This window comes from Streptomyces sp. NPDC047841 (assembly GCF_040704085.1).
Taxonomy (GTDB): Bacteria; Actinomycetota; Actinomycetes; order Streptomycetales; family Streptomycetaceae; genus Streptomyces; species Streptomyces argyrophylli.
In genome coordinates this window covers 198009-213623 of record NZ_JBEYRP010000014.1, presented here as the reverse complement: position 1 = coordinate 213623, position 15615 = coordinate 198009, and the positions used below count along the sequence as shown (strand labels likewise).

At 74.6% G+C, this 15615-nt stretch carries 13 protein-coding genes; 11 read left to right on the top strand and 2 right to left on the bottom strand.

Annotated features, from left to right (window positions below):
* The first annotated feature begins 35 nt into the window (after window positions 1-35).
* The 7 genes from AB0947_RS24745 (at window position 36) to AB0947_RS24715 (ending at window position 9105) form a co-directional block, all read left to right on the top strand.
* Entirely contained in the window at window positions 36-2492 is a 2457-nt protein-coding gene (locus tag AB0947_RS24745) for a SpoIIE family protein phosphatase (protein WP_366752525.1), read from the top strand.
* Window positions 2493-2624: 132 nt separating this feature from the next.
* Window positions 2625-3344 (top strand): class I SAM-dependent methyltransferase, encoded by a 720-nt coding sequence (locus AB0947_RS24740; protein WP_366752524.1) that lies wholly within the window; start codon window positions 2625-2627, stop codon window positions 3342-3344.
* Between the two features lie 70 nt (window positions 3345-3414).
* A complete protein-coding gene (locus AB0947_RS24735; RefSeq protein ID WP_366752523.1) occupies window positions 3415-4248 on the top strand; it encodes a M55 family metallopeptidase in 834 nt (277 codons plus the stop codon).
* On the top strand, window positions 4241-5557 hold the full coding sequence (locus AB0947_RS24730; protein WP_366752522.1) for a M20/M25/M40 family metallo-hydrolase: 1317 nt from the start codon (window positions 4241-4243) through the stop codon (window positions 5555-5557). Before AB0947_RS24735 ends, AB0947_RS24730 begins: the two co-directional genes overlap by 8 nt.
* 3 nt (window positions 5558-5560) lie before the next feature.
* Window positions 5561-7519 (top strand): LpqB family beta-propeller domain-containing protein, encoded by a 1959-nt coding sequence (locus tag AB0947_RS24725; RefSeq protein ID WP_366752521.1) that lies wholly within the window; start codon window positions 5561-5563, stop codon window positions 7517-7519.
* Complete coding sequence (locus AB0947_RS24720; protein ID WP_366752520.1) at window positions 7516-8439, top strand: LD-carboxypeptidase; 924 nt, start codon at window positions 7516-7518, stop codon at window positions 8437-8439. Before AB0947_RS24725 ends, AB0947_RS24720 begins: the two co-directional genes overlap by 4 nt.
* A gap of 120 nt (window positions 8440-8559) precedes the next feature.
* Entirely contained in the window at window positions 8560-9105 is a 546-nt protein-coding gene (locus tag AB0947_RS24715) for a GNAT family protein (protein WP_366752519.1), read from the top strand.
* A gap of 6 nt (window positions 9106-9111) precedes the next feature.
* Here the strand turns inward: AB0947_RS24715 and AB0947_RS24710 are convergent, their stop codons facing one another.
* Window positions 9112-9459 carry a VOC family protein gene (locus AB0947_RS24710; RefSeq protein ID WP_366752518.1) on the bottom strand — a complete coding sequence of 116 codons (348 nt, stop codon included), beginning with the start codon at window positions 9457-9459 and terminating at the stop codon, window positions 9112-9114.
* An 80-nt stretch (window positions 9460-9539) separates the two neighbouring features.
* Here AB0947_RS24710 and AB0947_RS24705 point away from each other — a divergent pair, with 80 nt between their 5' ends.
* Window positions 9540-9974, top strand: a complete 435-nt coding sequence (locus tag AB0947_RS24705) for a phage holin family protein (RefSeq protein ID WP_366752517.1) — start codon at window positions 9540-9542, stop codon at window positions 9972-9974.
* 49 nt (window positions 9975-10023) lie between these two features.
* Here AB0947_RS24705 and AB0947_RS24700 read toward each other — a convergent pair whose 3' ends face one another.
* Entirely contained in the window at window positions 10024-10977 is a 954-nt protein-coding gene (locus tag AB0947_RS24700; RefSeq protein ID WP_366752516.1) for an LLM class F420-dependent oxidoreductase, read from the bottom strand.
* A 220-nt stretch (window positions 10978-11197) separates the two neighbouring features.
* On the opposite strand from AB0947_RS24700, the gene AB0947_RS24695 reads away from it, so the two are divergent.
* The 3 genes from AB0947_RS24695 (at window position 11198) to ligD (ending at window position 15611) form a co-directional block, all read left to right on the top strand.
* The gene (locus AB0947_RS24695) at window positions 11198-12769 is read left to right on the top strand and encodes an NAD(P)/FAD-dependent oxidoreductase (RefSeq protein ID WP_366752515.1); all 1572 of its coding nucleotides are present in this window, start codon (window positions 11198-11200) and stop codon (window positions 12767-12769) included.
* A gap of 62 nt (window positions 12770-12831) precedes the next feature.
* Entirely contained in the window at window positions 12832-14679 is a 1848-nt protein-coding gene (locus AB0947_RS24690; RefSeq protein WP_366752514.1) for a transketolase, read from the top strand.
* Window positions 14676-15611: a non-homologous end-joining DNA ligase gene (ligD, locus tag AB0947_RS24685; RefSeq protein ID WP_366752513.1), complete on the top strand. Its 936-nt coding sequence runs from the start codon at window positions 14676-14678 to the stop codon at window positions 15609-15611. Before AB0947_RS24690 ends, ligD begins: the two co-directional genes overlap by 4 nt.
* Window positions 15612-15615 lie beyond the last annotated feature (4 nt).

The following is a 15615-nucleotide window of genomic DNA, read 5'->3' as shown; positions in this document are numbered from 1 at the left end:
TTTGCGGACAGCCGTGGGGAGAGAGGGCCTGGGCCATGGACCGTGGCAGCGAGCGGGACACAGCTCCCGGGCGCGGCATCGGCGACACCGCCGCGGGCCGGATTCCGCTGGCCGTGGTCGTCGTCGACCGCGCCGGACTGGTGTCCCACTGGAGCACCGGCGCGCGGCGCCTGTTCGGCGTGAGCCGCGAGGACGCCGTCGGACAGCCCGCGGCCGACCTGCTGCCCGTCTCCGGCACCCTGCCGGAGGACCTCCAGGACGGTCCGGCGCCAGAGGCGTACGACGCGTGGGACGCGGGACCCGGCCGCGACCTGGAGACGTCGCTCGGCGGACACACCGGCTACGCCACGACCGGCCGCGCCCGCCTGCGTCCACCCCCGCACACGCCCGGCGGCGAGCGGCTGGACGTGCTGTGGTGGGCCTACCCGCTGGTCGGCCCGGGACCCGCCCGGCTGCTCGTGCTCGCCGCCGACGCCACCCGGCTGCGCGAAGAACGCGGCTACGACGACGAGACCGCCGAACGCATCTCGCCCGGCCTGGCCCGCCACACCGAACTGCCCGCCCCCGACGAACTCGAACGGCGGCTGCCCGAGATCCTGCCCAACATGGGTCCGGGACTCAGCGCCCGCATCGTCGCGCAGGTCCTCGAACTCGGCTACCCGGTCCTGGAGTTCAGCCAGTACGACCGGGTGCCCGTGACCCCGTACTGGGGCGTGCCCCGCCGCCCCGGCCGCACCCGCGCCGAGGAGACCGCCGTACCGCGGCAGCGGGCCATGGCCGTGGTCCCGGCCGGCGCCGAACAGGACCTGGAGTACGCCGCCGTCCGCGAGCGGCTGGAGTTCCTCAACGAGGTCAGCTCCGGCATCGGCTCCTCCCTCGACCTCGGCGAGACCATCCGCGAGGTCACCAGCGCCGCCGTGCCCCGCTTCGCGGACTTCGCCGGCACCCACCTGCGCGCCGCGGTACTGGCCGGCGAAGGCTTCCCGGACGGCCCGCCGGACGCCAGCACCGTGATGTTCCGCGTCTGGGTGGAGCACAACGACGAACCGGGCCGCTGGGACGACACCGTGCCCGTCGGCGAGGCCTTCGCCTTCCCCGAGCACACGCCCTTCTACAAGTGCATGGTCACCGGCGAGCCGGTGCTCGTCCCGAGGGTCACCGAGGAACTGTCCGAGCGCATCTCCGGCGAGTTCGAGAAGCGCGACCTGCGGCCCCTCATCGGCGGCCGGTCGCTGCTCATCGTCCCGCTCAAGGCGCGCAACGTCGTCCTCGGCTTCATGGTGCTGATGCGCCGCCCCGACCGGCCGCAGTTCGACGACATGGACCGCACCACCGGCGCCGAACTCGCCGCCCGCGCGGGCCTGGTGCTCGACAACGCCCGCATGTACACCTACCAGGAGAACGTCGCCGACACCCTCCAGGACAGCATGCTGCCGCAGGTCACCCCGCGGATGCCCGGCTGCGACATCGCCACCCGCTACCTGCCCGGCACCCGGCTCGGCCGGATCGGCGGCGACTGGTTCGACACCATCAAACTGCCCGGCTCCCGCACCGCCCTCGTGGTCGGCGACGTCATGGGCCACGGCCTCAACTCCGCCGCGATGATGGGCCAGCTGCGCACCGCCGTGCAGACCATGGCCGCGATGGAGACCCCGCCCGCGCAGCTGCTGCGCAACCTGGACGACCTCGCCCGCAGGCTCGGCGACACCTACCTCGCGACCTGCCTGTACGCCGTGTACGACCCGATCCGCGGCGAGCTGACCCTCGCCAACGCCGGCCACATCCCGCCCGTGCTGGTCCGCGCCGAGGACGGCAGCAGCGAACTCCTCGAACTGCCCACCGGGGCCCCGATCGGCGTCGGCGGCGTCCCCTTCGAGGTCAGGCGGGTCACGGTCGCGCCCGGCGACCGGCTGGTGCTGTGCACCGACGGCCTGGTCGAGGTGCGCGGCTCCGACATCGGCGAGGGCCTCGCCGCGCTCTGCGAGTCCGCCGCCCACCCCGCGGCCTCCATGGACGACGCCTGCGACACCATCATCCGCGCCCTGAACACCCGCGGCGGACGCAAGGACGACGTCGCCCTGCTCATGGCCCGCCTCAACGGCATCCCCGACGAGCACGTCGCCGAGTGGTGGCTCGACGCCGACCCGCGCGAGGTGGCCCGCGCCCGCCGCCTGGTCCGTGAACGACTCCTCCAGTGGGGCCTGCCGCAGGCCGTGGAGACGGCCGAGCTGCTGGTCAGCGAGGTCGTCACCAATGCCGTCCGGCACGCGGAGAGCGACGGGATCGGGCTGCGGGTGGTCCGCACGGACGCGCTGCTGTTCGAGGTCACCGACGACGAACCCGCCCTGCCCGCCATGCTGAGCGCCGGGCCCCACGACGAGTCGGGCCGGGGCCTGCGCGTGGTCAGCCGGCTGGCCCGGGAGTGGGGCGCCAGCGCCAGCGGACACCGCAAGACCGTCTGGTTCGAGCAGGCCGTCACCACCGGCCACTGACGGCCGGCGCGGCACGCGCGCCGCCCGGGTCGACCAGGGACCGTACATCTCGTGAAGGTGACCACCAGACCCTTGCCCCGCTCCCCGTCCCCGCGATATCCCGATCACGGAACCGACCCGTGGGGAGATCGCATGAACGTCTCGGAGAACTACCGCAACGCGTGGGAAAGTTACTGGAGCCAGACCGCCGACGGCCGGGGCGAGGCGATATGGGACGCCGACCCCTCCCTGACCGCCGCACCGCACAGCGAACTGCTCCTGCCCCACGCCGACACCGGCCGGACGATCGTCGACCTCGGCTGCGGCAACGGCACCCAGACCCGCTACCTGGCCACCCGCTTCGCCCGCGCCGTCGGCGTCGACCTCTCGCACGCCGCCGTCGAGCACGCCCGGCGCGCCGCGAACGGCGACCCCGTCGAGTTCCGGCAGCTCGACCTCACCGACACCGACGCCGTGCGCGCCCTGCACCAGCGGCTCGGCGACAGCCACGTCTACATGCGGGCCGTCATCCACCAGAGCGAACCGGCCGCGCGCCCCGCGGTGGCCGCCGCCGTCGCCGAACTCATCGGCACCGAGGGCCGCGCCTTCGTGGTCGAGCTGACCTCCGGCTCGCGCGAGGTGCTGCGGCGGGCGGCGGCCGAGCCGGGCGGCCCGGGACCCAAGCTCCAGCGCGTCTTCCACCACGGCCTCAAGCCCGCCGACGCCCCCGACGAGGAGATCCCGCAGCTGCTCGCCAAGGCCGGTCTCGCCGTCCTGGACGACGGCGAGACGACGCTGCCGCAGACCGAGCACCTCCGGGACGGCACCCGCATCGACCTGCCGGCCCGCTGGTTCGTCCTCGCCAGGGCCTGACCGGACCCGGGACCGCGTCCTCGGGCGAGGTCGTAGCCTGTCCGCCGCTCGACGCGTAACGTGACGGTCCATGAAGATCCTCATCAGTGCCGACATGGAGGGTGCCACGGGCGTCACCTGGCCCGCCGACGTGCTGCCGGGGACGCCGCAGTGGGAGCGGTGCCGGTCGATGTTCACCTCGGACGTGAACGCCGCCGCGGAGGGCTTCTTCGACGGCGGCGCCGACCAGGTGCTCGTCAACGAGGCCCACTGGACCATGCGCAACCTCCTCCTGGAGCATCTCGACGAACGCGTCGAGATGCTCACCGGCCGGCACAAGGCGCTGTCCATGGTGGAGGGCGTCCAGCACGGCGACGTCGACGGCGTGGCGTTCGTCGGCTACCACGCGGGCGCCGGCATGGAGGGCGTCCTCGCCCACACCTACCTGGCCAACCAGATCACCGGGGTGTGGCTGAACGACGTCCGCGCCAGCGAGGGTCTGCTCAACGCGTGCGTCGTCGCCGAGTACGGCGTCCCCGTCGTCCTCGTCACCGGCGACGACGTGGCCTGCGAGGACGCCCTCGGCTACGCGCCCGAGGCGCTGAAGGTCGCCGTCAAGGACCATGTGTCGCGGTACGCGGCCGTGTGCCGGACCCCGGCCCGGACCGCGGCCGACATCCGCGCGGCGGCCAAGGAAGCCGCGCACCTGGCGGTCCGTCACCAACCGGCCGAGGCCGGCCCGTTCACGGTCGCCGTCGAGTTCGACGCCGAGCATCTGGCGATGGCCGCGACCGTCGTGCCCGGCGTGGCGCGGACCGGGGAGCGGAAGGTGGCGTACACCAGCGCCACGATGTACGAGGGGATCAGGACGTTCAAGGCGGTCACCACGATCGTCTCTGCCGCCGTGGAGGAGCAGTATGGCTGACCAGCAGGCCGACGAACTGGCCCTGGCCGAGGTCGTGGAGTTCACCTCCGGACTGATCCGGATCGACACCGCCAACCGGGGCGGCGGGGACTGCCGGGAGCGGCCCGCCGCCGAGTACGCGGCCGAGCGGCTGGCCGGCGCGGGCCTGGACCCCCTGCTGCTGGAGCGCACCCCGGGCCGCACCAACGTAGTGGCCCGGATCGAGGGCACCGACCCGTCCGCCGACGCGCTGCTGGTGCACGGGCACCTCGACGTGGTGCCGGCCGAGGCCGCCGACTGGACCGTGCACCCGTTCTCCGGCGAGGTCCGCGACGGCGTGGTGTGGGGGCGGGGCGCCGTCGACATGAAGAACATGGACGCGATGATCCTCGCCGTGGTCCGCTGCTGGGCCCGGCAGGGCGTACGGCCCCGCCGCGACATCGTCCTCGCGTTCACCGCCGACGAGGAGGCCAGCGCCGAGGACGGCTCCGGGTTCCTCGCCGACCGGCACCCCGAACTCTTCGAGGGCTGCACGGAGGGCGTCAGCGAGTCGGGCGCCTTCACCTTCCACGACGGGACCGGGCGGGAGATCTACCCGGTCGCCGCGGGGGAGCGGGGCACCGCCTGGCTGAAGCTCACCGCGCGGGGCCGGGCCGGGCACGGCTCCAAGGTGAACCGGGAGAACGCGGTGACCCGGCTCGCCGCCGCCGTCACCCGCATCGGCGAGCACGAGTGGCCGCTGCGGCTGACGCCCACCGTACGGGCCGCCCTCACCGAACTCGCCGCGCTGTACGGCATCGATCCCGACTTCACCGACGTGGACCGGCTGCTGGAGAAGCTGGGGCCGGCCGCCAAGCTGGTCGAGTCGACCGTCCGCAACAGCGCCAACCCGACCATGCTGGACGCCGGTTACAAGCTCAACGTCATCCCGGGCGAGGCGGTCGCCCACGTGGACGGGCGCTATCTCGCGGGCGGCGAGCAGGAGTTCACCGCCACGCTGGACGAGCTGACGGGACCGGACGTCGACTGGGAGTTCGCGCACCGCGAGGTGGCCCTCCAGGCGCCGGTGGACGCGCCGGTGTTCGCGCGGATGCGGGCCGCGGTGCAGGAGTTCGCGCCGGGCGCGCACGTGGTGCCGTACTGCATGTCGGGCGGCACGGACGCCAAGCAGTTCTCCCGGCTCGGCATCACCGGGTACGGCTTCGCCCCGCTGAAGCTGCCGGCGGGCCTCGACTACCAGGCGCTGTTCCACGGTGTGGACGAGCGGGTGCCCGTGGAGGCGCTGCACTTCGGGGTCCGCGTCCTCGACCGGTTCCTGCGGACGGCCTAGACGATGGGGGAGCGGATGCGGAGCGCGCCGTACGGATCGTGGCCCTCGCCGATCGGCGCGGACCTCGCCGCCGCGCACGACGGGCGGCCGGACTGGGTGGGGTTCGTCGGGGACGAGGTCTGGTGGACCGAGCCCCGGCCGGCCGAGGGCGGCCGGCGGACCCTGGTGCGGCGGCGGGCCGAGGGGGGCGAGGAGACGGTGCTGCCCGCGCCGTGGAACGTGCGTAGCCGGGTCATCGAGTACGGCGGCCGGCCCTGGACCGGGGTGGTCCACGACGGCCGGCCGCTGATCGTCTTCGTGCACTTCGCCGACCAGCGGCTGTACCGGTACGAGCCCGGCGGCGAGCCCGCCCCGCTCTCCCCGGCCGGCGGCGGCCTGCGCTGGGCCGAGCCCCGGATCGACCTCGCCCGCGGCGAGGTGTGGTGCGTGCTGGAGGAGTCCACCGGGGACGGCCCCGACGACATACGGCGGGTGCAGGCCGCCGTACCGCTGGACGGTTCGGCCGCCGGTGACCGCGCCGCCGTCCGCGAGCTGGCCGGGTCCCGGCACCGGTTCGTCACCGGAGCACGGCTCTCCCCGGACGGCCGGCGGGCCGCCTGGCTGGCCTGGGACCACCCGCGGATGCCGTGGGACGGAACGGAGCTGCTGGTCGCCGACGTCGGGGAGGACGGCCGGCTGACGCACGCGCGGACCGTCGCCGGCGGTCCGGAGGAGGCCGTCGCCCAGGTCGAGTGGTCGGCGGACGGCCGCCTGCTCTACGCGAGCGACCGCAGCGGCTGGTGGAACCTCTACCGCGACGGCACCCCCCTGTGCCCGCGCGAGGAGGAGTTCGGCGGGCCGCTGTGGCAGCTCGGACTGCGCTGGTTCGCGCCGCTGGACAGCGGTCTGCTGGCGGTCGTCCACGGCCGGGGGCCGGCCGCGCTCGGGATACTCGACCCGGAGTCCGGCGAGATCGTGGACGCCGTCGGACCGTGGACGGAGTGCGCCGCCGGCCTCGCCACCCACGGTCCCCGCGTCGTCGCCGTCGCCGCCGGACCCCGCTCCTCCTACGAAGTGGTCGAACTGGACACCGCCACCGGCCGCGCCCGGGTGATCGGCTCCCCGCACCGGGACCCCGTCGACCCCGCCTACTACCCCGAGCCGCGGACCCGCACCTTCACCGGCCCCGGCGGCCGCGAGGTGCACGCCCACCTCTACCCGCCGCGCCACCCCGCCCGCACCGGGCCCGACGGCGAGCTGCCGCCGTACGTCATCTGGGCGCACGGCGGCCCCACCAGCCGGGTGCCGCTCGTACTGGACCTGGAGATCGCCTACTTCACCTCGCGGGGCATCGGGGTTGCCGAGGTGAACTACGGCGGCTCCACCGGGTACGGCCGGGCCTACCGGGAGCGGCTGCGCGAGCAGTGGGGCGTGGTCGACGTCGAGGACTGCGCGGCCGTCGCCCGCGCCCTCGCCGACGAGGGCACCGCCGACCCCGCCCGGCTGGCGATCCGGGGCGGCAGCGCGGGCGGCTGGACCACCGCCGCCTCCCTGGCCACGACCGACGTCTACGCCTGCGGCACCGTCATCTACCCGGTGCTCGACCTCGCCACCTGGGGCCCCGGCGAGACCCACGACTTCGAGTCCCGCTACCTGGAGTCGCTGATCGGCCCGCGCGACGAGGTGCCCGCCCGGTACGCCGAGCGCTCCCCGACCGCGCAGGCCGACCGGATCACCGCGCCGTTCCTGCTGCTCCAGGGCCTGGACGACGTCATCTGCCCGCCCGCCCAGTGCGAACGCCTCCTCGCCCGGATCGCCGGCCGGGGCGTGCCGCACGCCTACCTCACGTTCGAGGGCGAGGGGCACGGGTTCCGCCGGGCCGACACCATGGTCCGTGCCCTGGAGGCCGAACTGTCCCTGTACGCGCAGGTGTTCGGGCTGGACCCGACACCGCCGGTACCGAAGGTGGAGCTGAACCAGTGAAGGAACTCCTGCGGCCGCGCCGGCTGGCGCCAGGCGCCCGGGTCGCCGTCGTCGCCACCAGCGGGCCGGTGCCCGAGGAGCGGATCGAGGCGGGCGTCGACGTGCTGCGCGGCTGGGACCTAGAACCGGTGGTCGGACCCCATGTCCTGGACCGGCACCCGGAGTTCGGCTACCTGGCCGGCACGGACGCCGACCGCGCCGCCGACCTCCAGAACGCCTGGTGCGACCCCTCCGTCGACGCCGTGCTGTGCGCCCGCGGCGGCTACGGCGCGCAGCGCATGGTCGACCTCCTCGACTGGGACGCGCTGCGGGCGGCCGGGCCCAAGGTCTTCGTCGGGTTCAGCGACATCACCGTCCTGCACGAGGCCTTCGCGACCCGCCTGGGCCTGGCCACACTGCACGGGCCGGTGGCGGCCGGCGTCGACTTCATCAAGAACGCGCGGGCCCAGGAGCACCTGCGGGCCACGCTGTTCGCCCCCGAGACCGTCCGCACGATCGCCTCCGGCGGTACGGCCCTCGTCCCCGGCCGGGCCCGGGGCGTCACCCTCGGCGGCTGCCTGTCCCTGCTCGCCGCCGAACTCGGCACCCCGCACGCCCGGCCCTCCGCGCGCGGCGGACTGCTCTGCCTGGAGGACGTGGGCGAGGAGGCGTACCGGCTGGACCGCTACCTCACCCAGTTGCTGCGTTCCGGCTGGCTGGAGGGGGTGCGCGGGGTGCTGCTCGGCTCCTGGGAGGGCTGCGCGGACTACGCCCGGCTGCGGCCCCTGCTGGCCGACCGGCTCGGCGGGCTCGGGGTCCCGGTCGCGGAGAACGTCGGATTCGGCCACGGCGAAGGGGCATTGACGATTCCGCTCGGGGTCGCGGCCACGCTGGACGCGGAGACGGGCACGCTGACACTGGACGAGCCGGCGCTGCGCTGAGACGGGGCCGGGCGGAACGTTGTGGTGACGTGGGGCGGGCGGGCCGACGCCGGGTCGGCCCGCGCCGGCGTGGGGCCGGCCGGGCGTGTCGGGGCCGGGTGGACGCCGTAGGGTGGACGGATGCCGTACCCGCCGTCCCGCGCCCTCGCCGAGGGCCCGCGCGCCGCCATCCGTCCCTTCACCCTCGCCGACGGCCCGGAGTTCACCGCACGGGCCCGGGAGAGCAAGGACCTGCACCGGCCCTGGCTGTTCCCGCCCGACACCGACGAGGCGTACGCCGACTACGCCGGCCGGCTCATCGAGGACCCGGCGCGGGCCGGCTTCCTGGTGTGCGAGAAGGACGGCGGTGCCATCGCGGGCTTCATCAACGTCAACAACATCGTGCGCGGCGGCTTCCAGTCCGGCGCCCTCGGCTACGGCGCCTTCGCGCACGCGGCCGGGCGGGGCCTGATGCGCGAAGGGCTGGAGCTGGTGATCGGGTACGCGTTCGGGCCGCTCGGCCTGCACCGGCTGGAGATCAACGTCCAGCCGGGCAACGCGGCGTCCATCGCCCTCGCCCGGGGCGCCGGGTTCCGCCTGGAGGGCTTCTCACCCGACATGATCTACGTGGACGGGGCCTGGCGCGATCACGAACGCTGGGCGCTCACCACCGAGATGCGCGACTGAGCCGGTTCAGCCCCGCTGGTCCACGTACTCGAAGACGGAGCCGTCCGGGTGCACCGCCAGCAGGTTCCGGCCCACCGGCGTCGGCACCGGCCCCGCGACGACCGTGGCGCCCAGCCCGGTCAGCAGCCGGTGGGCCTCGTCCACGTCCTTCACCGCGATCGTCGCCGTCACCTTGCGCAGGATCTCCAGCTCCGCTTCGGGACCGCTCATGAGCAGGAAGGAACCGACCGCGGCGACCTGGACGCCACCACGCTGGAAGCGCAGGGCCGTGCCGCCGGACAGGCTCTCGTAGAAGGGGATCGCGGCTTCGAGGTCGTCGACGCAGATGCGCAGCGAGGCGCCCAGAATCTCCATGCGTCCGAGCCTAGTTGGGGCCGCCGGGCACGCGCAGGCCCCCGGCGTTACCCACTGTGCCCGTCGGGTACCCGCAGGGTATGGACCGTTTGGATCACCTGGAACATCTGGACAGGCACCTCGTCGAAGAGCTGGCACAGGTGGCACGCGAGACGGTACGCGAGGAACTGCGCGAGCAGTCCCGCAAGCGGCGCCGCACCGCCGTGCTGTACGCCGCGTCGGGTGCCGCCGCCCTGTACGCGGGCGGTGCGGTGGCCCTCGCCGCGGGCCTGGCCCTGGCGATCGGCCTGCCCGGCTGGGCCGCGGCACTGATCACCGCCGCGCTCCTCGGCGCGGTGGCCTACTTCCTGCGCGGCGCCGCCCGCTCCGGGCAGGGGCCCCACGCCCCGCACCGCGTGCCCGGCGGCACCCCGGCGGCCTCCCCGCCGAGCGGCCTGGGCATGCCGTATCCGCCGGTGCCGGGGACCCCTCCGATGCCGCGGACTCCGCCGGACACCCCCCGCGGCGGGGCCTGACGGCGAGGGGGTGGGGCCGCCGGCCCCACCCCCCGACAACGCCCCCGCGTCAGCCGAGCTGCGGCAGCACCTTCGTGCGGTAGAAGTCGAAGAACCCCCGCTGGTCCGGCCCGATCTGGTTCACGTACACCCGGTCGAACCCGGCGTCGGCGAACGCCTTCAGCGCCGAGACGTGCTCGTCCACGTCGTCGCCGCACACCGACTTCTCCCGCACCATGTCCTCGGTGACCAGCTCGTGCAGCTGCTCGAAGTGCCGCGGTGAGGGCAGCACCTGCCCCATCTCGCCGGGCAGCAGCTCGTTGTACCAGAGCCGGTGCACCGTACGGACGCACTCGTCGCGGTCGGTGCCGTAGCAGACCTTCGTGCCGCCGCTGACCAGCTTGGCCCCGCCGCCGCCCTTGCGGAACTGGGTGACCATCTCCTCCTCCGGCATCATCGTGATGTACCCGTCGCCCACGCGGGCGGCCAGCGAGGTCGCCTTCGGCCCGAAGCCGGAGATGTCGATCGGGACGGGCTCCTCGGGGACGGTGTAGAGACGGGCGTTCTCCACGGTGTAGTGCGTCCCGTGGTGGTTGACCTCCTCGCCGGTGAACAGCCGGCGCATCACCTGGATCGCCTCCTCCAGCATCTCCAGGCGCACGTGCAGCGGCGGCCACGGGTCGCCGAGGATGTGCTCGTTCAGCGCCTCGCCGGTACCGAGACCGAGCCGGAAGCGGCCCTGCGTCATCACGGCGCTGGTCGCCGCGGCCTGTGCCACCACCGCCGGGTGCATCCGCACGGTCGGGCAGGTCACCGCGGTCTCGATGGGCAGCGACACCGCTTCCGACAGCGCTCCGATCACCGACCACACGAACGGGCTCTGCCCCTGCGCGTCGTTCCACGGGTGGTAGTGGTCGGAGATCCACAGCGCCTGGAAACCGGCCTGCTCGGCCATCCGGGCCTGTTCGACGAGGGCTGCGGGGTCGTGTTCCTCGCTCGCCAGGAAATAGCCGTACTCGGGCATGGGGGAACCTCCGCGCGGGCGCTGGTGGTGGGGTGATCCGGACCCGGACCGGGTAACCGGGGCGCGGGTCGGCGAAACGCCGGTGAGCGGCGGTGCGTGGCGCTGCGCGGCGGCGTCCGGGGTGCTCCGACCGGCGTCCGGGTGACCGGCACGGCGTTTGGGTGCCCCGGCCCCGGTTACGCGGAAGACCTCGGACGAGCCACACCGCCGGAGGCGCACCGTGAGCCGACCTCGCGTCCTGATCGTCGGCGCCGGTTTCGCCGGGTACCGGGCTGCGCGCACCCTGGCCCGGCTGACTCGGGACCGCGCCGACATCACCGTGCTGAACCCGACCGACTACTTCCTGTACCTGCCGCTGCTGCCGCAGGTGGCCGCCGGGGTCCTGGAGGCCCGCCGGGTCACCGTGTCGCTGCCCGGCACCCTGCGCGGGGTGCGCCTGGTGCTCGGCGAGGCGGAGAGCGCCGACCTGGACGCGCGGACCGTGCGCTACACCGACCCCGAGGGCCGTGCGGGCACCCTCGGCTACGACCGTCTGGTGCTGGCCGTCGGCAGCGTCAACAAGCTGCTGCCGGTCCCGGGTGCCGCCGAGCACGCGCACGGCTTCCGCGGGCTGCCCGAGGCGCTGTACCTGCGCGACCACGTGACCCGGCAGGTGGAACTCGCCGCCTCCGGGGAGGACCCGGGCAGCCGCGCCGCCCGGTGCACCTTCGTGGTGGTCGGCGCCGGCTACACGGGCACCGAGGTGGCGGCCCACCTGCAGCTGCTCACCGACCGCCTGGTCCGCCGGCGCCCGCTGCCCGGCGGGCTGCGCCCCCGCTGGATCCTGCTGGACGTGGCGCCGCGCGTGCTGCCGGAGCTGGACGAGCGGCTGTCCCGCACGGCCGACCGGGTGCTGCGGGCGCGGGGCGTCGACGTGCGGATGGGCACGTCGGTGCGGGAGGCCACCCGCGACGGGGTGGTGCTCACCGACGGGGAGTCCGTCGCGTCCCGGACGCTGGTGTGGTGCGTGGGCGTGCGGCCGGACCCGCTGGTCGAGGCCGTCCGGCAGCCGCTGGAGCGCGGCCGGCTGATCGTCGACCCGTACCTGCGCCTGCCGGGCCGCACCGACGTGTTCGCCTGCGGGGACGCGGCGGCCGTGCCCGACCTGGAGCGTCCGGGGGAGTTCACGCCCATGACGGCCCAGCACGCCTGGCGGCAGGGCCGGGTGGCCGGGGAGAACGTGGCCGGCTCGCTCGGCCTCGGCCGGCGCCGGCGCCCGTACCGCCACCGGGACCTGGGCTTCGCCGTCGACCTCGGCGGGGTCCGCGCCGCCGCCAACCCGTTCGGCGTCCCGCTGTCCGGTCCGGCGGCCGGTGCGGTCACCCGCGGCTACCACCTGGCGGCGCTGCCCGGCAACCGTCTCCGGGTCGCCGCCGACTGGCTGCTGGACGCCGTACTCCCGCGCCAGGGCGTCCAGTTGGGCCTGGTACGAGCGTGGTCGGTCCCGCTGGACACGGCCTCGCCGGAAGTGGCGCGGGTACCGGGCGGCCCGGAGCGGCCGGCCGCACAGACAGGAGAGGAACTCATGACGCACAAGCCGAGGCCGGAGGAGCCGGTGAAGCCACAGCCGGGCGGCGAGCCGGCCAGGAACCAGCCGGGTGGCGAGCCGGCCAGGAACCAGCCGGGTGGCGAGCCCGCGAGGAACCAGCCCGGCGGTGAGCCCGCCGGCGGCGGGCCGGGCCATCCGGCACCCGGACCCGTCGAGCGCGCGGACCCCGCCGATCCCGCGGCCCGCGCCGACGAAACCGACTGACCGCGACGAGCGCCACCGAGCGACCTCCGCCGCGGCCGAGCGCAAGGAGACCGAGGAGACTCATGAACACCGACGAACTCGTCGAACTGGGACAGCAGTTGCGTGTGGACAGCGTGCGGGCGTCCGCCGCCGCGGGATCCGGGCACCCCACGTCCTCCATGTCCGCCGCCGATCTGCTGGCCGTCCTGCTCGCGAACCACCTGCGCTACGACTTCGAGCGCCCCGAGCACCCGGCGAACGACCGTTTCGTGCTGTCCAAGGGGCACGCCTCACCGCTGCTGTACGCCGCGTACAAGGCGGCCGGCGCCATCGAGGACGGCGAGCTGGTCACCTTCCGCAAGCTCGGCAGCCGGCTGGAGGGCCATCCGACGCCTCGGCGGCTGCCCTGGGTGGAGACGGCCACCGGCTCGCTCGGCCAGGGCCTGCCGGCCGGGGTCGGCATCGCGCTCGCCGGGAAGCGCCTGGACCGCTCCGACTACCGGGTGTGGGTGCTGTGCGGCGACAGCGAGCTGGCGGAGGGCTCGATCTGGGAGGCCGCCGAGCACGCCGGCCACGAGAACCTGGACAACCTCGTCGCCGTCGTGGACGTCAACCGGCTCGGCCAGCGCGGCCCCACCCGGCACGGCCACGACCTGGACGCCTACGCCCGCCGCTTCCAGGCCTTCGACTGGCACACCATCGAGATCGACGGCCATGACGTCGACGCGATCGACCGGGCGTACGGTGAGGCGCTGTCCACCACCGGCCAGCCCACCGTCATCCTCGCCCGCACCCTGAAGGGCAAGGGCGTGGCCGCCGTCCAGGACCGCGAGGGCCTGCACGGCAAGCCGCTGCCCGAGGCCGAGGACGCCATCGCCGAACTCGGCGGGCCGCGCTCGCTGCACGTCCGCGTCGCCGAGCCGCAGGCCGCCGCCGCGCTGCGCTCGCCGACCACCGAGCCGGTCCGGTTGCCGCGCTTCGAGCAGGGCGAGGAGGCCGCGACGCGGGACGCCTTCGGCAAGGCGCTCGCCGCGCTCGGCACCGCCCGCGGGGACGTCGTCGCCCTGGACGGAGAGGTCGGCGACTCCACCCGCACGGAGGAGTTCGGCAAGGCGCACCCCGACCGGTTCTTCGAGTGCTACATCGCCGAGCAGCAGCTCGTCGCCACGGCCGTCGGCATGGCCACGCGCGGCTGGGTGCCGTACGCCTCCACGTTCGCCGCGTTCCTGACCCGCGCCCACGACTTCGTGCGCATGGCGTCCATCAGCGGCTCCGGCATCAACCTGGTCGGCTCGCACGCGGGCGTGGCGATCGGGCAGGACGGGCCGAGCCAGATGGGGCTGGAGGACCTGGCGATGTTCCGGTCCGTCCACGGCTCGACCGTGCTGTACCCGTGCGACGCCAACCAGACCGCCCAGCTCGTCGCGGCCATGGCCGGCCTGGACGGCATCCGCTACCTGCGCACCTCCCGCGGCAAGACACCGGTGATCTACGGCCCCGACGAGGAGTTCCCGGTCGGCGGCAGCAAGACGCTGCGCTCCAGCGAGGAGGACCGGCTGACCGTCGTGGCGGCCGGGGTGACCGTGCCCGAGGCGCTGGCCGCCGCCGACCGGCTGGCCGCCGACGGCATCCGGGTCCGGGTGATCGACCTGTACTCGGTCAAGCCCGTCGACGCCGAGACCCTGCACCGGGCCGCCGAGGAGACCGGCTGCCTGCTCACGGTGGAGGACCACCGCCCGGAGGGCGGCATCGGCGACGCCGTCGCGGAGGCGTTCGGCGACGGCAGGCCGGTGCCCCGCCTGGTCCGGCTCGCGGTGCGCACCATGCCGGGCTCGGCCGCGCCCGACGAGCAGCTGTACGCGGCCGGCATCGACGCCCTGGGCATCACGGCGGCGGCCAGGATGCTGGTCGAGGAGGCGGTCGTGCGATGAGCGGCGACGACGCGCGGGCCATCCGCGCGGGCCGCCGCACGGTGGAGATCAAGCGGCCGGGGAAGGTGCTCTTCCCCGGCGGCGGGGGCGCGAAGGAATACACCAAGGGCGACCTCGCCGACTACTACCGGTCCGTCGCGCCGTACCTGCTGCCGCACCTGCGGGGCCGTCCGCTGATGCTGGAACGGTATCCGGACGGCCTGGACGGCCAGCGGTTCATGCAGAAGAACACCCCGGAGCACTATCCGGAGTGGATCGACCGGGCCGAGGTCGCCAAGGAGGGCGGCACGGTCACCCACGTCGTCTGCGACGACACCGCGACCCTGCTGTACCTCGCCGACCAGGCCTGCCTCACCCTGCACCGCTGGCTCTCGCGCACCGACCGGGCCGGCGGCCTCGACCACCCCGACCGGCTGGTCTTCGACCTCGATCCGCCCGGGGACGACTTCGGCGCCGTCCGCGAGGCCGCCGTCCGGCTGCACGAGCTGCTGGACGAACTCGGCCTGCCCGCCTTCCCGATGACCACGGGCTCGCGCGGACTGCACCTCGTCGTCCCGCTCGACGGCCGCCAGGGCTTCGACGCCGTGCGGGAGTTCGCCCACGGCGTCGCCGAACTCGCCGCGGCACGGCACCCGGACCGGCTCACCACCGCCGCCCGCAAACAGGAGCGCGGTGACCGCCTGTACCTCGACGTGCAGCGCAACGGGTACGCCCAGACCGCCGTCGCGCCCTTCACCGTCCGCGCCCGCCCCGGCGCCCCCGTTGCCGTGCCCCTCACCTGGGAGCAGCTCGACGACCCCGGGCTCGACGCCCGCCGCTGGACCATCGCCGACGCCGTCGACCAGGCCCGCACCGACCCGTGGGCCGGCCTGCCGGCCCGCGGGCGCTCCCTGGGCCCCGCCCGGCGCCGTCTCGCCGACATGCGCTCCTGAGGTT